We start from the raw sequence: 20189 nt of genomic DNA on the forward strand, positions 1-20189 counted from the left end.
GGCTCTGTCGCTGATTTGGGGGTGCACCCGATCGCGAACGGGTGGGCATCGCCTGTTGTGTGAAGGATGCAGTGAACGTCGCTGACGTACTTCTGCCGGGTGTGGGGGTGGAGGTCGAGAGGGTGGCCCTCGGAGAATCCGAGGTCCGGCTCGGTCGCTACTGACGTGTCAGAAGATGGCGATCGGGTTGACATCGAGTCCGAATGCCGACACCGGACCCGGGGCACATCAAGGTCTCTACCGAACCCGAAACGGTTCACCTCGGCTCGCTGCCTATGTGGGTGTGCAGCCGCAGCTCTGGCGCAGGATCAGCGGGGCGTGTGCCGAGGGCCGTAGGGAGGAGCCGTCCAGGAGCAGGGCGACTGCCTGTTGGGCCATGGTTCGCAGGGGTTGTTCGGTGGCGGTGAGGGAGGGCGCGGTGTAGGCGCTGTCGGGGGTGCCGTCGAGACTGATGATGGCCAGCCGGTCGGGGACGGGCAGCCGCGAGGCTCGGGCTCCGGCGAGGACTCCGATGGCTTGTTCGTCGGTGGCGGTGATCAGCGCGGGGGGCATGGCGCCCTCGCTGATCAGGCGGCCGGTCAGGGCGGCTGCGGCGGCGCGGGCGTACTCGCAGCGCAGCAGGGGGGCGTCGGTGCTGGCGAGGGCCGCTTCCCAGGTGGCGCGGCGTCGGCCCACCGGGCCGGCGTCGTGGGGCCCGGCGAGGAAGGCGATGCGGGTATGTCCGTGGCTGCGCAGGTGGGTGACGGCCTGCTGGACGGCGGCTGCGTTGTCGGCGGTCACGGCCGGGACCTGCCCGCCTTCGGGCTGGTTGTGGACGTATACGGCTGGAACGCCGGCCCGCTGGGCCTGGGTTGTGACGTCGGCGCCGCCGTCCGCGGAGACGATGATGAGCCCGTCGACCTGGGCGGCGAGGAACTTGTCGGCGAGGTGTTGTTGCCGTTCGGGTGAGTAGCCGGCGTTGCCGGTCATGGTGAGCTTTCCGTGCTGGTCCAGGGTCTGCTCGATGTGCCGGGCCAGCGCTCCGAAGTAGGGGTTGGAGGCGTCGGCCAGGATCAGGCCGACCACACCGGTGGTGCGGGAGCGCAGGGCCCGGGCGATGCGGTTGGGGCGGTAGTCCAGCTCGGCTGCGGCGGCCAGGACCCGCTGGCGGGTCTTGGCCGCGACCGGGCGGGGTCCGTTGTTCATCACATAGCTGACCACCGCTGTCGAGGTCCCGGCCGCGCGGGCCACGTCCGTCAGTGTCGGCGCCTTGTCTGCTCGTTTCGTCATAGCCCTTGCATCCTCTCATCTAAACGATTAGATATGAAGGGTGAACGGATTTCTTCCAGGCCGCGTTGTGGCCGTCGGCTCGGTGAACAGCGACCGGATCCTGCGCTGTCCCGTCCTTCCCGCCCCAGGTGAGACGGTGCTGGTGACCTCTCTTGCCGAGGGTTTTGGCGGGAAGGGCGCCAATCAGGCCGTGGCCGCCGCAGCGATGGGAGCCGCCACGCACTTGGTGGCCAAGGTCGGCGGGGACGCCGACGGGCTCAAGGCGCTGGCCAACCTGCGCGGCGCCTCGGTCGGGGTCGACACGGTGATCACCGAGGTATCCGCGCCGACCGGTCAGGCGCTGGTCATGGTGGACCCGGACGGCGAAAACAGCATCGCCGTGGTCAGCGGCGCCAACGCGCTGCTGTCCGCACGGGACGTCACCGACGCCCTGACGGTGCTCCAACCGCGGGTCGCGGATGTGATCCTCACCAGTGGTGAGGTCCCCCAGCCCTGTCTGCAGGCCGTCGCCGGCAGTCTGCCGCCGGGTGCGCGGTGGGTGCACAACGCGGCCCCGACGGGGATTCTGCCCACATGGCCCGAGGAGCACCGGCCGCTGCTGGTGGTCAACGAGGTCGAAGCCCAGCAACTCACCGGAACCGCCGACGCCCGGGCCGCCGTCCGAACCCTGGCAGAGGCGGCGTTGGGCGCGGTGGTCACCCTGGGAGGTGACGGGGCGCTGGTCGCTGAGGAGGGGCGCTGTGAGCACATCCCTGCCCCTGCCGTCACCGTCGTCGACACCACCGGCGCCGGGGATGTCTTCTGCGGCGCGCTCGCCGCCGAACTCGCCCACGGCCACCCCCTTCTCCGGGCGGCGGCCACCGCCGCAGCCGCGGGCGCCTTCGCCGTCACCGCGCTCGGCGCCCGGGGCGCCCTGCCCCGCCCGCGCGACCTCGTCCGCATGGCCCGCTGACCGGGCACGACCCCGCACCCTCAACCCGCACGACTCGTATGAATGGAGCACGGCCATGCCTGCCCTTCCCCTGCTCATCGACACCGACACCGGATCCGACGACGCGGTCGCGCTGCTGCTCGCCGCCGCCAGCGGGCTGGGCGACATCCGGGCGGTGACCACGGTGGCGGGCAACGTGCCCGTCGAGACCGGCACCCGCAACGCACTGATCTCCCTCGAGACCGCGGGCCGCACCAACATTCCCGTCCACCCCGGCTGTGCCCGGCCGATGATGCGGACCCTTTCCAGCGCCCAGCACGTACACGGCGAGGACGGCATGGGCGACATCGGACTGCCCGACCCAGCCACCGCCTGCCACAGCAGTCACGCGGTCGAGGCTTTGCTGTCTTACCCCCGCGAACACCCCGGAGAGCTGACGCTGGTCACGCTCGCCCCGCTCACCAACATCGCCGCTGCCCTGCTGCGCGACCCCGATCTGTTCACCCGCTACCGGCACGTGTACTGCATGGCCGGTGCCGCAGACCTGCGCGGCAACATCTCGCCCACCGCCGAGTTCAACGTCTGGGCCGACCCCGAAGCCGCCCGGATCGTCACGCAGGCCGCCACACCCGAGAAGGTCACGTGGATCGGCTGGGACGTCTCCCGCAAGGATGCCGTCATGACCCCCGCCGACCAGCAGCGCCTGGAGCAGCTCGGCACCCCGATGGCGACGTTCGCGCACCGCATCAACCGCACCGTGGCCGACTGGGCCCGCGACGTCACCGGGCTGGCCGGCTATGACCTGCCCGACCCCGTCGCCATGGCCGTGGCGCTCCAGCCCGACCTGATCACCGAACAGGAACAGGCCCACGTCGAGATCTCCGTCACCGACGACACACGCGGACAGATGATCATCGACCGCCGCGTGTCCGCTCCCTCCCCCAACATCACCCTGGTCCGCCGCGTCGACGAGACCGGCTTCAAGAAGCTCCTCTTCGACACCGTCGTCACCACACCTGTTCCCGCCGACGCGGCTCCTTCCGCCCTGTGACCTGGACCGACTTCATGAGCGCCCCCACCGCGCGCATCCCGCGCTACGAGCTGCACTGCCACCTCGACGGCTCCGTCCGCCCTGGCACCGTCGCCGACCTCGCCCGCGAACAGGGCATCATCCTGGACCGGCCGGTCCAGGACTTGGTCGTGGCCCCGGCCCACTGCGGCAGCCTGACCACCTTCCTGACCTACATCGACCTCCCTCTGCAGGTCCTGCAGACTCCCGACGCTCTCGCCCGGACCGCCCGGGAACTGGTCGAGGACTGGAAGGCCGACGGCGTCGTCTACGGAGAAGTACGCTTCGCCCCGCAACTGCACGGCCGCCACGGCATGACCCCCGACGAAGCCGTCCAGGCGGTGGCCGCAGGACTCGCACAGGGCCGGGCCGCCACCAGCGTGGGCACCGGACTGCTGCTGTGCTGCCTTCGCCACCAGAGCCCGGACGAAAGCCTCGCCGTCGCCGAGACCGCCCTGCGGCACCAAGACGTCGTCGCCGGCCTCGATCTAGCCGGCGACGAGGCGCTGTACACCGCCCAGCCCCACCGGGCCGCCTTCGACCTCGCCCACAGCGCCGGGCTGCCCTGCACCGTGCACGCTGGAGAGGCCGCAGGCCCCGAAAGCATGTGGGACGCGATCGACGTCCTCGGCGCCCGCCGCATCGGCCACGGCGTCCGCTGCACCGCCGACACCGCACTCCTGAAGCGACTCCGCACCGACAGAATCGCCCTGGAGATGTGCCCCACCAGCAACGCTCAGACCGGGGCGGTCCCCAGCCTCACCGACCACCCCGCCACCCCACTGCTCACCGACGGACTGCCGGTCACCATCAGCACCGACACCCGCACCACCTCCGCCACCACCCTGCAGCGTGAGTTCGAAGCATTGCGCCAGGCAACCGGATGGACCAGCCAGCACGAGGTCCTCGCACAGGAGAACGCCGCCCAGGCGTCCTTCAGCCCTCGAAACGTGCAGTAGAGGCAGGACGACGGCTCCGTGACACCACCTCACTGCCAGGGGTCCGCCGCAGTACATGCCGAAATCACCGCGACAGAGACCCTACCGGGATCAGCGCGACCTGCGGCGGGCCATTCCGGCCTCCGGGGCGAGATGTAGGCATGTACTGCGGCAGAGCCGGAAGGGCAGGGCGAGCGTGACGTAGAAACGGCGCGCCCGTCGCGATCTCCCACAGGGTCGACCACGCCCGTTGCTTCTCCATCCGGCGCCGCGCCGGCAGGACCTGCCGTGCTTTCGAGCCGATCCAGTCCGGCATCTTTCTCCCTCCTTCGTGGTCCACCTGGCGGACCGCGCGGCATCGTCAGGCCCGATTCGGCGGCTTCGACAGCTCAGCCCGCGCTGCCCGCGATCCTGCCGTCTGTTGGTGTGGCGTTCAACATGACCCGACTGCCCGCCTCTCGCCCACCTCCGTCAAGTCCTCGTCTGCGTTGGCTGGCGCCCTGCCCGAACGTGACGAGTACATGGTCCGCCTGGAACGTTTCCTCACCGGCCTTCTCGCATCCCAACAGGGCCCCCAACAACGCAAAGACCTGCATCGGTACACAATCTGGCACCTGGTCGGCGGCTTCACCGACGCAACAACGGCCGCCCCCTCACCCCGCAGCAGTTCATATCCGCACGTCAACGCACCCACACAGCCGTCGCCTTCCTGAACTGGCTGACGGCCCACGACCTCACCCTGGAGACCTGTCGGCAGGCCGACCTCGACCAGTGGCTGACCGACGACTCCGCCACCTACCGCCACACAGCCGGGCACTTCATCCGCTGGGCCCGCACCAAAAAGCTCAACACCATCCACGTCCCCGCCGTCCGCTGGAACGGCCCCACCCAGCCACTCGACGACGAACATCGCTGGAACGTCCCACGCCGGCTCCTGCACGACGAAACCCTCAAGCCCTAAGACCGCCTCGCCGGACTGCTTCTCCTCCTCTACGCCCAGGGGCCCTCGGCGATCCACCGGCTGACCACCGAGGACGTCAAGATCGGCGCTCAGGAAGTACGGCTCCACCTCGGCACTGCACCCGTTCAGCTGCCCGAACCGTCGCCGCACTGGCCCGTACTGACACCGCGAACCGCAAGGGCCACGCAACAATCGGCGCCCTGACGCCGTCTCCATGGCTTTCCCCCGGCGGCCAGCCTGGACGGCCGATCAGCACCACACAGCTGAACAACGCCTCAATCAGCTCGGGATCCGACCCAACCAGGCCCGCAGCACCGCACTCTTCCAACTCGCTACTGAGATCCCCGCCACGATCCTCGCCCGCACCTTGGGCATCCACACCGACGTCGCCGTCACCTGGCAGAGACTCTCCGCAGGCGACTGGACCACCTACGCCGCCGACGCCAGCCGCCGCACCACCTCACAAAGGACATGAGCAACATGGCCTCTCTCCCCGTCGAAGCTGTGCTGTTCGATCTGGACGGAACACTTATCGACCACGATGCCGCTGCCGAAGAAGCGGTCACCACGAGCTTTCTCGGCCCCGTCGATTCGCCCTCTCTCGAACGGGATCGAGTCGTCCGCCGCTGGCGCGAGCTGGAAGCATGGGCGATGGACCGCTATCTGGCTGGCGAACTGACCTTCTGCGAGCAACGCCGCCTGCGCATCACACATCTCGCCGACGAGTTCGGCCTCGGCCCGTGGTCAGACGAGCAAGCAGATGCCTGGTTCGCCCAGTACCTCACGCGCTACGAGGACGCTTGGCGGACCTACCGCGACGTGACCCCAGCCCTGGACGCCCTCACAGCCGCGCGCCAGCAACTTCGGCTCGGCGTGATCACCAACGGTGACGCTGACCAGCAACGCCGCAAGCTGAAACACGTCGGTCTCACAAGCCTGTTGCAGCATGTCACCGCCTCCAGCGAGGCAGGCGCCGCCAAACCCGACGCAAAGATCTTCCTGACCGCATGCAGCGAGCTTCAGCTCCAACCTTCGCAGGTGGTCTATGTCGGAGACCGACTCCAGACGGACGCAGAAGCAGCCATCGCCGCCGGGCTGCACGGGATCTGGCTCGACCGGGGCGACGCCGCCTCCGTCACACCGGTCCCACACATCAGGACACTGACCGAACTCGCGCCCCTTTTCACACAGCTCATGACCGTCCGGAGGTCTGTCAAACGAGCGGTGTAACTGGGGTTGTTGGGGTTACTGACGGGCTGCGGAGAGGCGGCCGTCGAAGGTGATGTCGAAGGCGTTCAGTGCGGTCTTCCAGCGCATGGTCCAGCGGACCTGTCCCTTGCCGGTGGGGTCGAGGGACGTGATCGCTATGTAGACGCATTTCAGGGCGGCCTGCTCGTTGGGGAAGTGTCCGCGGGCCTTGACCGCCCGGCGGATACGGGCTTTCACCGACTCGATCGCGTTCGTCGTGCAGACGATGCGGCGGATCTCGGTGTCGAACCGCAGGAACGGGGTGAACTCCTCCCAGGCGTTCTCCCATAGTTTCACGATCGCCGGATACTTCCGGCCCCAGGCATCGGCGAACTCGGCGAACCGGTCCAGGGCGGCCTCTTCGGTGGGAGCGGTGTAGACGGGCTTGAGAGGCTTGGCGATCTTGTCCCAGTCCTGGCGGGCGGCATAGCGGAAGGAGTTCCGCAGCAGATGCACGACACAGGTCTGCACGATCGTCCGGGGCCAGACGGTCTCCACCGCTTCGGGCAGGCCCTTGAGCCCGTCGCAGACCAGCATGAGCACGTCGCTGACGCCGCGGTTCTTTATCTCCGTGAGGATGTGCCGCCAGTGCTTGGCGCCCTCGCCGCCGTCGCCGGCCCACAGCCCCAGGGTCTCCCGTCGGCCCTCGGCGGTGACGGCCAGGGCGACATAGATGGGCCGGTTGGCGACCGCACCGTCGCGGATCTTGACGTGGATGGCGTCGACGAAGACGACCGGATAGACGGTGTCGAGCGGGCGGCCCTGCCATTCGACCATGCCCTCGAGCACCTTGTCGGTGATGGTGGAGATGGTCTGGCGGGAGACCTCGGCTCCGTAGACCTCGGCCAGGTGGGCCTGAACCTCGCCGGTGGTCAGGCCCTTCGCGGCGAGTGAGATGACCATCTCGTCGACGCCGGCCAGGCGCTTCTGCCGCTTCTTGACGATCTTCGGTTCGAAGGAGCCGTCGCGGTCGCGGGGCACGGTTATCTCCACCGGGCCACGACACGGACTTGGGACAGCAGAAGCCCCAAGAGACCCAAGAGCGCAGGGATCCCCAAAGCCAAGGTGGCCCATGTCACCACGCACCCCTTCCGGTTGGCCCCAGGACACGCGAAGCCCCTGGGGCTACTGACCCGCCGTCCTGGTCCGCATACTCCCGCCGCAAGAGATCAAAGTCTGCACCGTGAATGCCTCATTCTGTGATCTTCAGGCCGAAGATCACTCGCGGTCCGTCTGCCTCAGGGCGTCATGGCTGCTAACGCTGCTCGGCGTGGGGAGAGGTGATCTGTCTGATGAGGAGTGGGCGCGGCTCGAAGCACATCGGCCGAGTTCGGTGGGCAGGGGTGGCCGGTGGAAGGATCACCGCACGGTGATCAACGGGATCTTCTTCCGGCTTCGGACCGGCATCCCGTGGCGGGACCTGCCCTCTCGCTTCGGGTGTTGGAAGACGGTCCATGACCGGCATCGGCGCTCGTCCGCGGACGGCACGTGGGATCGCGTGCTGCGCCGGGTGCAGGCGGACGCGGATGTCGAGGGCCGGATCGACTGGTCCATGGTGAGAGTGGACTCCACCTCGTGCCGGGTCCACCCACACACCGCCGGCGCCCGTCATCGACCCGCCCAATCAGCACGCTGAAACGACCTCTCAAGCCCGCGCAGGCTACTGATGTCTGATGACGAGGGCGGAAGGCAAAATTGCCTTCCGCCCTCGCATGTTGCTGGATGCTGCGGTCAGTTACCGATGACGCGCAGATGCCCGTCGGGCGTCTCCATGGTTTTCCCGACCCTGCTGACTTCTTCGAGCCAGGGTACGCGGGGCCCGCGGGCCGTGCCGGACGTCATCCGTGGTGACTCCGCTCGTGAGAGATCGAGTAGACGCCGGCCGAGCCACCTCCAGAACAGGTTGCACTCGACGTACGGCCCCGGGAGGCCCAGTTGCCGGTGACCTTGAATTTGGCGCCGGTGCCGCTGACACAGGTCACGACCGCGCGGTGTGTGGAGGTTGCACTGCCGTCCGTGCACTTCACGTTTCCGGTCAGGCCGGAATTGCTGGTCCAGTTCGTGCATCCGCTCTTTGCCTGAGCGGCGTTCAACGGGCTGGCCTGGGCGGTATCTGTTGCACCGAAGAGTGCGGCGGCAGTCACCGGAGCAATGAGTGCGAGCTTGACTTTCTTGTGCATGTGTTCCCCCTTGTTCTTCAGGCCAAGGCTTCGGGCTTGGCCGTGGCGTGAGTTGAACGACGCCACTTAATGATCATGATCTGATTTCAGAGGACGGGAGTTGATGTCCCGTCACGGGGTGAGGCACGGGGGCTGCATTGGCCCAGCCCTCACACAGCCTGGATCTCAGTTCCGGCAGCGTGTGTGCCCGCAGCGGACTACGGTGCGACCAGTTGCTTCTCACGGCCGATACCGTTGGCGTCGCCGTCCCAGTACAGCGAGAGTTCGCCGTCAGACCAGCGCACGAGAGTGTCGTCCGGGTGCGGATTGTCGGTGAAGTCACCGCCGGCCACGAGCGTGGCGTGGGTCCACAGCTTGCTGGGCGCCTTCCACTTGTGCTCGCCCCACGAGGAACCAGTACCTGTGAAGTCCTCGTAATTGGTCAGCTCACCGTCCGACCAGCGCACGATCAGATCCCAGGTGTCACCTGCGGCGTAGTCACCGGAGCCGAGCTCGACCGCGTGCTTCCATGTTTCGGCCTGGGCAGTGCCCGGCGAGACGACCTTGATCTCCTTGCCGAGCTTCTTGTTGTCGCCCGTGTTCTGGTAGATGGTCAGCTCACCGTCGGACCAGCGCACCACCAGGTCGTCCTGCCACTTGTTGCCGCCGTATCGCCCCGCCGTCATCGCCTCGGCGTGCTTCCACGTCTCATTCGGTGCGACCAGCTGGACCTCGCCGTGCAAGCCCTTCTCGTCCACGGACGGGTACAGGGTGACCTCTCCGTCGGACCAGCGCACGACCAGGTCGGAGCCGTTGTCGCCTGTGAAATCACCGGCCACGACCTGCTTGGCGTGGTTCTTCCACAGGTCGTTCGGGCCCTGCACCTTGAACTCCTTGTCGAAGTTGTTCAGGTGCTTGTCGGCGCCTCGGTAGAGGGTCAGTTCTCCGTCGGACCACCGGACGAACATGTCCATCCGGTCCTCGCTCACCGGCCCGTCAAGGGTGAAGTAGCCGGCGGTGAGGTCCTTGGCGTGCTTCCAAGTGGACGCGGCCGGAAGAACGTTGGGTGCGGGCGCGATGCCGCTCTCCGCAGCGTCGAAGATTCGCTTCAGGTCTCCGTCGAAGTAGGAAGAGTACGAGGTGTTGGGCGAGTGCCCACCAGTCTTCCAGCCACCGGTCACACCGACGACCTTCGGGTTGTTCCCGCCGATGATGAACGGGCCACCTGAGGTGCCGGACACGTACCCGTCACAGTTGACCTCGGAGAACGTGCCTCCCTGCCAGGCTCCCTCGGCGCCGGTCTTGAACCGGGTGAGCTTGGTGGAGCAGTCGAGCGGGTTCTGGTTCGGCTTGTACTTGTCGTTGCCGTACAGATACGGGTATCCGATGACCCGCGCCTGGTGGTCGAACCCCTGGTTGTAACCGATCTCAATGGCACCGACGACGTCCTGGAGCTTCTTCCCGTCGGAACGAGGTTCGGTCTTCAAGAAGCCGAAGTCCAGGTCGGTGTACTTCTTGTCGCCCCCGGCCTGCTTGTAGCGCGGGTCTACGTAGATCTGCCCCTTGGCGATGGGGAAGATTCCGTGCGGGGCCTGCTTCGACGCGGTGTGCTGGGGAACGAAGACCAGCTTTTCCTTCAGGTCGTTGCTGTCGAAGCAGTGGCCCGCGGTGAGCACCATGTTCTTGCCCTTGGAGGGCACGACCGTTCCGGCACAGAAGCGGTAGTACAGGTTGCCGTTCGCGTCGCGGTCGGCCCAGTAGAACGTGCCAACTTCCTTGATCCCGCCGAACTCGTGCGACGGGCTCCGCAGAGCGTTGCGTGGCGGCTTCGCCTGCTCCGGCAGTTTTGCGTCACGGGCCTGCTGCTCGGCCACGGGCTCGGCCTGGGCCATGCGCTCTGCAGTCCAGAACTTCTCCAGGTCGGACGCCGGCTCGGTCGGCTTGAGGACGTCCTCCGGGCGCGGATCCTTGGACTTGCCAGTCGTATCGGTCTCGTTGGCGGACTCGGTAGCCGTCGGTGACGGCTCGCCGGCCGCGGGCGGTGTGTTCGTCGGCGCCTTCGTCGGGTCAGACGGAGCGCTGTTCGTCGGCTCCGGGACTGGCGCGGTCGACGCTGTGGCGCTCGGCGACGGCCCGCCAGGAGCGGCCCAGGACGTCGCTGGTGCCGCCACCGCCGCACCCAGCGCGGCCAGGACGACAAGGTTGCGCTTGACGTTCAAAATTTCCCCCTCATTCACTTTGCTCCGCACCAAACCGGGGCAATCTCTACGCCGATTGGTACAGACCAAAGACCGTACATGCGCCCGAGTGGTCCACCCATCAAGATTTCTTGGAGCCGCCCCGGGGGAGGGTGCCCCGGTCCGCGCACTAGAACGGCTCACCGTCATCGAGGCGCGCGCTGAAACCCCCAGAGGTCCGGGCTTCTCCCGGGTGGTGCACCCGGTTGAGTCCGCCTCCACGTCGAGTGCATCAGCGGCCCGCTTGTGAGCGACCTCACTGGACTGACGCTGCTCAACTCAAAAACGGATCAATCAATTCCGCCCACATGGGGAAGGTTTCTCAAGTTTGGCATTAATGTCCGTAATGCTCAAAAAGCTCCAACTCTGCCCCTGCGGTGGATGGTTAGCCGACCTCAGGTTTGTCCGCCGAGAAGAGCCACGTCTCGAACAGGTTCGAGAGGTCCCGGCCCGACTTCTCCTCGCACAGGGCGATGAACTGCTCGGTGTCGGCGTTCCCGTGCCGGTGCTCGCGTGCCCACGTACGCACGATGGAGAAGAAGGTGCGGTCTCCCACGGCCTTGCGCAACTGATGCAGTGTCATGGCGCCGCGGCCGTACACCGGGGAGTCGGAGACTCGTGTGGCGGTCGGCGGGTCAGCGGGTGGGAACTCCCAGATGCCTTCGCTCTCTGGGTGCGTGCCGTCGTAGAAGGAATCGAAGGTTTCCTGAGCGCTGCGGTGTCCGTGTTCCTCGTCCCACAGCCATTCGGCATAGGTGGCGAACCCTTCGTTCAGCCACATGTCCTGCCAGGCGCGGGGCGTGACGGAGTTGCCGAACCACTGGTGGGCGAGTTCGTGGACGAGCAAGCGTGTGTCCGGTGCCCGGTCGAAGTACGGCTTGGTCTGCGTCTCCAGGGCGTAACCGAGGTCGGGGAGGTGGTCGACGATGGCGCCGGCCGAGGAGAAGGGGTAGGGACCGAAGCGGTCACTGGCCCAGTCGATCACCTCGGGCACCATCTCGGAGACGTCGACGGGCCCGTCGGCCTCGTCGGGGTCGACGGCCGTGTAGAGGGGCAGGCCGTCGTCCGTCGTGCTGGTGGAGACGTCGAAGACACCGGTGGCGACGGTGGCGACGTAGCTCGCCATCGGCTCGGGCGCGCGCCAGCCGAAGGTGGTGCGCTTGCCTTTCCGGCGCGTCTCGCGCAGCGTTCCGTTGCTGATCGCCGTGTACTCCGACGGCACGGTGACGGCGATGTCGTACGTGGCTTTGTCGGACGGGTGATGGTTGCCAGGGAACCAGGTCCTGGAGCCGGTCGGCTCGCCGAGCGCGGCCACGCCGTCGTCCGTCTCGATCCAGCCCTCTTCGCCGCCGTCCGCGTGCGTGATTGTCCGGGGTGTACCGCTGTACCGGACGGTGGTCTTGAAGGTCTCGCCTTTGCCGATGACCTGGGCGGGAGTGAGCGTCAGCTTGTTCTTCGTCCTGCTGAACCGGGCATCGGAGCCGTCGACGGCCGCGTCGTGCACGCGCAGGCCCGTGAAGTCCAAGCTGAAGCGGGGGAGGTCCTGAGATGCCCGTGCGGTGATCACTGCGGTCCCGGTCAAGTGGTTGGTGTCCGGGGTGTAGTCGAGAGTCAGGGCGTAGTGCGCGACGTCGTAACCGCCATTGCCCAGTGCCGGGAACAGGTGGTCGCCGACACCGGTTGCCGCCGCTGTCGCGGTGCCGCGGTCCGCGGGGCGGGACAGGGAGGACGTGCAGGCGACTGTGGAGGTGAGGACCAGGGCCGTGAAGAGTGCGGCGTGGCGCAGGCGTGGGCGGAGGATGGTGTACTCCTGATGAGGGTCGTCGGTCACGGTCACAGGCGGCTGTGGGTGAGGCGTTTCCCGCCCGCGTCGAGTAGGACGAGGTCCCTCGCGGTGCCGTCGCCGTCGTCCCCGTCCCACCAGGTACGGAAAAGCCTGATGAGCTCTTTGGCATCGTCCGCTGCCCGTGCGGAGTAGTCGGTCTTCACCTCGACGTCGTAGGCGTCACCGGAATCGGTGGATTCGAGTGTGAACAGTGCCTGTGCGTGACGGGCGGTGCGTGACTCACCGGTGTCGCGGGCCCAGGAACGGAACTGTTCGAGGAGGCGGTGATTGGACTCCCGCTTGAAGTGCCTGGAGGCCGTCCCATTATCCGCGCCCTGCGTGCTACACGCCGACACGGCGAGGCAAGCAACCGCTGCAAAGACGCCCAGGGCGCTGCGCCGCCAGGAGCGGTTGTGCGCTGCATGCAGGTGACTCATCTTGTGCTCTCCGTGCGGTCGCTTGCTCAAAAGGGTGCGATCTGTCCAGCAAGAGGAGCGGAAGCGCTGTGGGGTTGCAGACGTGCTTCTGGGCTGCCACCTCTGGCCCAAAGGGCTCACCCGGGATCCAATTGGTCCGGACCTATGGAGCAGGTACGTTACGTTCACGTCGAACGAAGTGTCGACTCGGCAATCCGAGCCGCTCACCACCTAAGACGGCAGAGAACAAAGCCAGTGAACGGAGCAGGCAGTGACCAAGACGGGGTGGATTACGCGATCCGGCGAGTGTGCTGGGCTACTCACGGTGGCACTGCTCCTCGCTACGGCGTGCTCCCCCTCGGGCGGCGGCGACGAGCCCGCGGCGTCCGCGAGGCCGACCGACCGCGCAGGCAAGGCTGGCCGGGCCCATCAGGACGACCCGAACCTCCTGCGGGGATTTCGGTCGTGGCTGAAGACGAACGACTCCCCGAAGGACGACAAGTTGGCGGGCCACACGCTGTCCATCCGACTCTCCTACGACGAGGAGCGCGACGGCGTGGTGAAGGTCCTCACCGATTATGGGTCGCGGGGCGAGGCGGAAAGCCAAGTCGGCCCGCTTGCGACGGCGTTCGCTGAATGGTGGGACAAGGACCCGACGGCTGGACGTGCGTACTTCCTCAACCAGGGCGGCAGGACCGTGCAGGAGACGGCGCTCTATCGCGGCAGCGAACCGGACAACCTCCTCAAGGAATTCCTCTCCTGGACCGCCAAGAACGCCACTGGCGGCGGCCGTCTCACCCCGCACATCACTGCGCTCAACATCGGATACGCAGACAGTGGCACCGGCGTCGTGACAGTGTCGACGGACTACCTCACTTATAAGGACGCCTCGACACAGAAGAACCTCAACGCCATCAGTGCAGCGTTCGCTGCTTGGTGGGACGGAGACGACGGCGCGAGCAGCGTCACCGTAAAGAGCCAGGATGAGGGCAGCAGCACCACGAAGAAGCTGTGACGCAGCTGTCGAGTGATCAGCGAACCGAGTTCATCGATCCGCGAATTCCTGGAGGGCTTCCCTGAGGGGTTCGGCCGCATCGGAGGAGACTCCTGACTTGCACCTTACTGATAGAGCAGGACCCGCTTCCGGAGGAGTTCGAATCCTGCGCGGCCGAACGTCTGGCGCTTGAGCATCTTGATCCGGTTGACGTGGCCTTCCACAACGCCGGAGTTCCAGGGCAGCGTGAGGCCGGCAAGGCAACCGCTCCGATCCAGGTCGGCAGCTGGTCGCTCCTGGAGGTGAGCAACCATGTGGCCAAAAACGAGCAGTGCCCCGTTCCGCTGTCTGGCCTCCACACGCCGCGCCGACCTCTCCTCGCAGGACCAGGCCCCGGCCTCACGGACACACCGTGAACCGGGGGAAACCTGAACAAATTCGGGCTCGTTCGGCGGCGGACCAAAACGTCGAGCGCAACTCCGAGCAGCGCTGCACACGGTGGTCTTCGCACCCCCCGGATGTCAGTGCGGCGGGATACCGTCCTCATCACGCTGAGCTGAGGGGCAGAACATGGCGAGGAATGCTCGGGCCGAGCAGCTGCGGGAGTACGGCCGGTCCGTGCTGGAGGGGGCCCGATCGGAGCAAGTCCTGCGCATGGCCCGGCAGGTGAATGCCGTGTCGTACACGAGCGCGCGGGAGTACGCAGGTCGCTCGCTCTTCGAGTTGCTGCAGAACGGCTACGACGCGCATCCGAGGGACCGCCGCGACGGACGGGTCCACGTCCTGCTGGACGAGGCGGAGGGCGAGTGGGGGACGCTGTACGTCGCCAACGGCGGAACGCCCTTCACCTGGCGGGACGTCGAGCGGGTCTGCGAGCTCGCGCAGAGCTCAAAGGAGGTCGGCGAGGGCATCGGGAACAAGGGTGTTGGGTTCCGCAGCATTCTGCTGATCAGCAACGCGCCCGAGATCTACAGCGCAGACCCCGACAGCCCGCTCGGCCCGGAGATGGACGGGTACTGCTTCCGCTTCGCGCAGAGGGCGGACGTGGAGGAGTTCCTCGCCGGTGAGGACAACGCCCATGATGTGGCCGCCAAGTATCCGCCGCTCCAGGCGCCCCTGCCGTTGGAGGACGTGCCCGCGACCTGTCGGCAGCTTGCCGCCCAGGGGTACGTCACCACCGTCCGGCTGCCTTTGCTGAACGACGCGGCCCGGGCCGAGGTCAGGCTGCGGATGCGCGAGCTCGCCGGGGCGAAGGTACCCGTGATGCTGTTCCTCGACCGGCTCGCCGGCCTGACGCTGGAACGACGGTCCGCTGATGGCGAGGCAGGTGAGTTGGACGACAGCCACGAGGCGCACGAGCGGCACGAGCTGACCCGATCCGAGGAGCCCTTCGCGGTAGCGCAGGACGGCGCCGGGCATGGACTCCCCGTCTCCTGCGCGACCGTGGACCTGGGGCCGTCCGGCGCCTTTCTCGTGGCCCGGGGCACCGTGGAGAAGGAACGGCTGAACAGCACGCTCGCCGACGCCGTGGGTTCCGGGCTCCTCGACGACACATGGCAGGAGTGGAAGCGGTCCGCCGTCGTCGAGGTCGCGCTCCCGCTGCCCGCCCCGCGCCGACCGCGACGCGGGCAGATCTACACCTTCCTGCCGATGGGCGACGACCAGGCCGCGCCGTTCCCGGGGCACGTGAACGCCCCTTTCTTCACCAAGTTCGACCGCACCGGGCTTCCCTCCGACAACCCCCTCAACGTGCTGCTGCTCGACGCGGTCGCCGAGACCTGCCTGGCGGCCGCCGCGGTACTGCGTACCGTGCCCGAGCCGTCCATGCGGCAGCTGGCCGTGGACCTGGTGAGCTGGGAGAGCGAGAAGGGCTGGGCGGGGCGGCTCCGCGCTGCGGCCCTGCGCGTGCACGGAGGCGAACTCGCCGATGTACCTCTCGTGCCCGTCCTCGCCGCGGACGGCGCTCCGCCGGAGGCGGGCTGGGCCCCGCCCCGGGTCGCGGTCCTGTGGCCGGACCTCGACCTGACGCTCCTGACGGCACACCGCGCGCACCAGGCCGGGATCGTGGTGGCGGACCCCGAGACCGGCGGCGACCGGCTGAAACGGCTGGCCAACCTGTGCAAGGCCCTCGCGTGCCCGTGGGAGCCCGGCCCGGAGATCCTCGCCGAGTACGTGGAACGGATCGTCAAGGGCCTCCCCCTCCCCCGCCCCGGCGAGCCGCCCGAGCAGTGGAGCGCGCTGTACGAGGACCTGCACTCCCTCTTCGAGGACGACGGACACGTCCTGCACGGCAGGAAGTTGCTGCTCGCGGAGGACTGCACGCTGCGGCACACCAACCGTCCCCCCGACAGGGCGGGTAGGGGCACAAGCACACGTGCGCAGGGCAAGCCGAGCGGTCAGGGTGCCCGACGCGAGGCGTTCTTCCAGCCGGTGCGTACGGAGGAGAACCAGGCCGAGGCCCCGTCCGTCCCCGCCCTGCTCGGCAAGCGATTGTTCTCCCTGCACCCGGGGCTGGTCTGGAAGGACCGCGGCGAGCGTACGCGCTGGCGGTCCGCCCGTGCCTTCCTCGAGCAGGAGGGGCTCGTCCGGCCGTACGACACCAGGGGCCTGCTGGAACACGTACGACAGGCGCTCAGCACGAGTACCGATCGCCAACTACGGCTCCAGACGCTGCGGTTCGTCTTCCGGCTGTGGCAGCCGCGACGTTCGCTGGGCGGGACAAAAAGCTCCTGGCTCGGACTGTACGTACCGTCGGCGGACGGCCGGCTGATCAAGGCGAGCGGCGCCGTCTTCGGCCGGGGATGGGGCCGCGCGTCCGCCGGCGAGGACCTGGCGACGGTGGTCGCCGCCGGGCAGGACGTGTCGAAGAGCCTCAAGGCGATCACCGGAAGCCTCCTCGCCCCACCCGCGGAGTTCGCCAAGCGTGGCGACGAGACCACCTATGAGGAGTGGCGGGCTTTCCTGCAGGAGGCAGGGGTGGCCGACGGGCTGGTCCCGGTCAGTTCCTCCGATGCCTTGAGCCGGGTAGGCCAAGGCCGGGAGCTCACCGCTCGGCAGCTGGTACGCATGGCGAGGGTTTCTGCCGAGGTGCAAGAGCAGTGGGAGCCGTACGTCCGCGACTGGTCCAGTGCCTACTACCCCCGGACGCCGTACCGGGGAACCCCCGCCTGGCAGCTCCCCGGCCAGGACATCGTCGGTCGCCTCGGCCAGGAGGCCCGGCTGGCATACGCGCGGCTCGTCCTGCACGGCCTGGCCAGCTGGGACGACGCGAGGTTCACCAGCGTCTGGACAAGTGCCGGCAGCCAGAGTTCCCCGGACAGTGAACGGATACCAACTCCGCTCGGTGCCTTCGTCCGGGAGCAGCCGTGGCTCCCGGTGCGAAGCCGCGGCCGGGCCGTCCGGTTCGTGCGGCCGGCCGACGCCTGGCACTGCCCGCCCGGGCTGGAGGAGGAACCCTCGTACGCACCGACCGTCGACCATCGGCTGCGCCACCTCCTGGAACGCGGGAAGTCAGGCGACCGCTTGCGGGAGATGCGGCTGCCGACCTGGGACGACCCCCGGGACAGCGGCCGCCTCATCGCCGCGCTGGGAGGGCTCGCGGCGGAGGGCGCGCTGGGGGCCGAGGACCGGCCCGCCGCGCAGCGCGCCAACGAACGCGCTTGGAGGCAGCTCGTACGGCGGCCCCATCCCGCACTGCCCAAGGGCACCAGTCTGCTCGCCGAGTCCGGGGACCGGCTGATCAGTGTGCCGCTGTCCGCCCTGGACGACGGGAAGAGCGATGGCGATCGTGATGCCGGGAACGTGCTCTACGTCAGCGGTGAACGCGACGGCCTGACGGCCCTGCTGGTACGGGAGATGGCGTGCCCTCTGCTCACCCTTCCCGGTATCTCGGCAGAGGCCGCCGAGCTGCTGACGGCCCAACACCCCGCCGCCGTCCGGCACACCGACGACCTGATGTTCACGGTGACCGTGGACGGCGCGCGGGTGGACCCCGCGACCATGGGAGAGCCACTGGTCCAGCAGCTGCCCTGGCTCACGCTGGCCGTGGGCGTCCTCTCCGATCACCTGGCGCACGGCCCCCGGGCGAGCGAGGCCGAGCTGAGCGAGCTGACGTCCCTGGTCCGGAACGTACGTATGCATCGCTACCGCTCCTGGGACATCGAGCTCGACGGCCGGTCCGTGACGTTGCCGATCCGCCTCGGCGGGGTGCTGCCGCTGCCCGATCCGAAGCATCCGCTCGTCCTGGCCCCGGCAGGCGAGCCGGGCTGGCCCGAAACCGCCCGCATCATGGTGGCGGTCGCCGAGTTGTTGGGACGGCGGGAGTTCGGCCACCGACTGCGCCTCGCCGCCCACCTGCTCGCCTCCCGCCACGCCGACCTGCATGACCCGGGCCAGGAGGAGCTCGCCGATGCCCTGGAAGTCACGGTCCACCAGGTCGAGGAGACGAGCCGCCGGATCGACGGGGCCATCGGCGTGGTCCTGGAGCGCTGTCGGCCCTTCCTCGTCCACCTGCTCGGCACGGAGGCGGCGAACTCGCTGTTCCTGCCGCCGCCGGGGGACATCCGGGAGTTCCAGACGCACCTGGAGGAGTACGCCGCCGAGCTCCCAGTCCCCGTATCCGAGTTCATAGCCAGGGCCCGCGCGGCGCGCGGTACGGATGAACTGCGGCGCGACCTGGGCATCGGATTCGCCGAGCTGAACGACACCCTGCGCGCGATGAGCCCACCGGAGGATGCGGTCAGCCACGCCGACGAGCACGAGGAGGCGCTCCGCACCTACTTGGACCTGCGCAGGAAGGAACTCGTCAACCGGCTGCGCTGGGCAGTGCTTGAGGACTTCGACGCGCACCGTCCAATAGCCGACTGGCCCTCGGTCCGGGCCCTGGACTGGATCACCGCGCCGGAGGCGTGGGCGTACACCGTGGACACGGCCGACACTGGGATCCTGGAGACGCACGTGGAGGAGCAGTTGGCACTGTGCCTGGGCCGCCCGGCGCCGTTGCCCCGATCGGGTGAACGACTTCCCGCCCTGGATCAATTGCGCGGCGCGAACCTCCGTACGATCACCGGCCTGGCCGCCGACCTCGCGGTCCTGGTCAGGGCAGCCGGACACCCGTGGCCCGCCTCCCTGACCGGAGCCGAGCCCGCCGAGGAGGTCACCGCACGGCTGGAGGCAGCGGGCGCGCTGGACTTCCGGCTCCTGTCCCCCACCGACGTCGTCAGCTGGCTGGCTGCCCTCGGCCAGTGGCCCGACGGAATGGCGGTGGCGACGGATCCCGAACGGCACGGACTGTCCGAGACGGACCTGGACCGGGTGCGCAACGCGGCGGAACACGAGCGCCTCAAACGGGAGCGCGAACGGCGGTCGATCTCCGTCGGCGGCCGCGAATTCGACGTGTACTCAGGCGACTTCACCGCCCTCACCGGCGAACTCGACCGGGTCCTGCAGAGCGGCTCGACACCGGGCATCACCGCCACCGGGCCGCTCCGCTTCACGGACCCCCGCCCCCAGACCGGGCGCGCCCAGGCCACCGGTCGCACGCGTGGGCGGCGGTACGGGGGCAGCACGGACAGCGGGCTGACCGCGGCCCAGCGCGAGGCCATCGGGTACGTGGGCGAGTGGTACGCATACCAGTGGCTGTGCGCGCGCTACCAGGACCACATGGACGAGACCGGCTGGGTGTCGGGCAACCGCCGCAAAGCATTCCCCGGCCCGTCCGGCGACGACGGCCTCGGCTTCGACTTCCGGGTCGGCTCCGGCAGTCGGCCCTACCTGTACGAGGTGAAAGCGACCGGTGGGGACGGCGGCCGCTTCGAGCTGGGAGAGAGCGAGGTCCGCGCGGCCCGCCAGCACGCGGGCAACGACCGCTGGCGCCTCCTGGTGGTCACCAACGCCCTCACCCCGCACAAGACCGCCATCCAGATGCTCCCCAACCCCTACGGCAAGCGCGGCCGGGGCCGTTACCGCGAGGAAGGCGGGGCACTGCGCTTCTCGTACGTGCTGTGACCTTGACGTTCAACTCCAGCTCAGGTCAACGACCTGCGTCGGCCAGACATCGCAGCTCACGCCGTTGGCTGTCCTCTTCCGGGACAAGTGCCCATCAGGAACGAGCAGCTCCGCGCAGCGTCATGTCCGGTCTATT

General features: G+C 68.2%; 12 protein-coding genes and 2 pseudogenes. 8 read left to right on the forward strand and 6 right to left on the reverse strand.

Going from position 1 to position 20189, the window contains the following annotated elements; translation table 11 throughout:
- Positions 1 to 273: 273 nt before the first annotated feature.
- Positions 274 to 1269: a LacI family DNA-binding transcriptional regulator gene (locus ABZV77_RS01290; RefSeq protein ID WP_356249023.1), complete on the reverse strand. Its 996-nt coding sequence runs from the start codon at positions 1267 to 1269 to the stop codon at positions 274 to 276.
- Positions 1270 to 1336: 67 nt separating this feature from the next.
- On the opposite strand from ABZV77_RS01290, the gene ABZV77_RS01295 reads away from it, so the two are divergent.
- From ABZV77_RS01295 to ABZV77_RS01315, 5 genes are all read left to right on the forward strand, one after another.
- Positions 1337 to 2221 carry a PfkB family carbohydrate kinase gene (locus ABZV77_RS01295; RefSeq protein ID WP_356250125.1) on the forward strand — a complete coding sequence of 295 codons (885 nt, stop codon included), beginning with the start codon at positions 1337 to 1339 and terminating at the stop codon, positions 2219 to 2221.
- Between the two features lie 55 nt (positions 2222 to 2276).
- Positions 2277 to 3251 (forward strand): nucleoside hydrolase, encoded by a 975-nt coding sequence (locus tag ABZV77_RS01300; protein WP_356249025.1) that lies wholly within the window; start codon positions 2277 to 2279, stop codon positions 3249 to 3251.
- A 14-nt stretch (positions 3252 to 3265) separates the two neighbouring features.
- A complete protein-coding gene (gene add, locus ABZV77_RS01305; protein ID WP_356249027.1) occupies positions 3266 to 4228 on the forward strand; it encodes an adenosine deaminase in 963 nt (320 codons plus the stop codon).
- A 1154-nt stretch (positions 4229 to 5382) separates the two neighbouring features.
- A complete protein-coding gene (locus ABZV77_RS01310; RefSeq protein WP_356249029.1) occupies positions 5383 to 5643 on the forward strand; it encodes a hypothetical protein in 261 nt (86 codons plus the stop codon).
- On the forward strand, positions 5640 to 6398 hold the full coding sequence (locus tag ABZV77_RS01315; protein WP_356249031.1) for an HAD family hydrolase: 759 nt from the start codon (positions 5640 to 5642) through the stop codon (positions 6396 to 6398). The genes ABZV77_RS01310 and ABZV77_RS01315 overlap by 4 nt, the downstream gene beginning before the upstream one ends.
- Before the next feature lie 15 nt (positions 6399 to 6413).
- On the opposite strand, the pseudogene ABZV77_RS01320 reads toward ABZV77_RS01315, so the two are convergent.
- Positions 6414 to 7415: pseudogene (locus ABZV77_RS01320) on the reverse strand (IS256 family transposase); the annotation flags it as partial.
- Positions 7416 to 7686: 271 nt separating this feature from the next.
- On the opposite strand from ABZV77_RS01320, the pseudogene ABZV77_RS01325 reads away from it, so the two are divergent.
- Positions 7687 to 8031 (forward strand): annotated as a pseudogene (locus ABZV77_RS01325) (IS5 family transposase); the annotation flags it as partial.
- A gap of 223 nt (positions 8032 to 8254) precedes the next feature.
- Here ABZV77_RS01325 and ABZV77_RS01330 read toward each other — a convergent pair.
- From ABZV77_RS01330 to ABZV77_RS01345, 4 genes are all read right to left on the reverse strand, one after another.
- Positions 8255 to 8662 carry a hypothetical protein gene (locus ABZV77_RS01330; RefSeq protein WP_356249033.1) on the reverse strand — a complete coding sequence of 136 codons (408 nt, stop codon included), beginning with the start codon at positions 8660 to 8662 and terminating at the stop codon, positions 8255 to 8257.
- 131 nt (positions 8663 to 8793) lie between these two features.
- The gene (locus ABZV77_RS01335; protein ID WP_356249035.1) at positions 8794 to 10794 is read right to left on the reverse strand and encodes a trypsin-like serine protease; all 2001 of its coding nucleotides are present in this window, start codon (positions 10792 to 10794) and stop codon (positions 8794 to 8796) included.
- Positions 10795 to 11197: 403 nt separating this feature from the next.
- Entirely contained in the window at positions 11198 to 12643 is a 1446-nt protein-coding gene (locus ABZV77_RS01340) for a M1 family metallopeptidase (protein WP_356249037.1), read from the reverse strand.
- A 2-nt stretch (positions 12644 to 12645) separates the two neighbouring features.
- On the reverse strand, positions 12646 to 13074 hold the full coding sequence (locus tag ABZV77_RS01345) for a hypothetical protein (RefSeq protein WP_356249039.1): 429 nt from the start codon (positions 13072 to 13074) through the stop codon (positions 12646 to 12648).
- A gap of 250 nt (positions 13075 to 13324) precedes the next feature.
- Between ABZV77_RS01345 and ABZV77_RS01350 the strand changes: the two genes are divergently transcribed.
- Entirely contained in the window at positions 13325 to 14068 is a 744-nt protein-coding gene (locus ABZV77_RS01350; protein WP_356249041.1) for a hypothetical protein, read from the forward strand.
- A 549-nt stretch (positions 14069 to 14617) separates the two neighbouring features.
- Positions 14618 to 20053, forward strand: coding sequence for a DUF3883 domain-containing protein (locus ABZV77_RS01355; RefSeq protein WP_356249043.1), 5436 nt, complete (start codon positions 14618 to 14620; stop codon positions 20051 to 20053).
- Positions 20054 to 20189 lie beyond the last annotated feature (136 nt).

This window comes from Streptomyces sp. NPDC004732 (assembly GCF_040609235.1).
GTDB lineage: Bacteria > Actinomycetota > Actinomycetes > Streptomycetales > Streptomycetaceae > Streptomyces.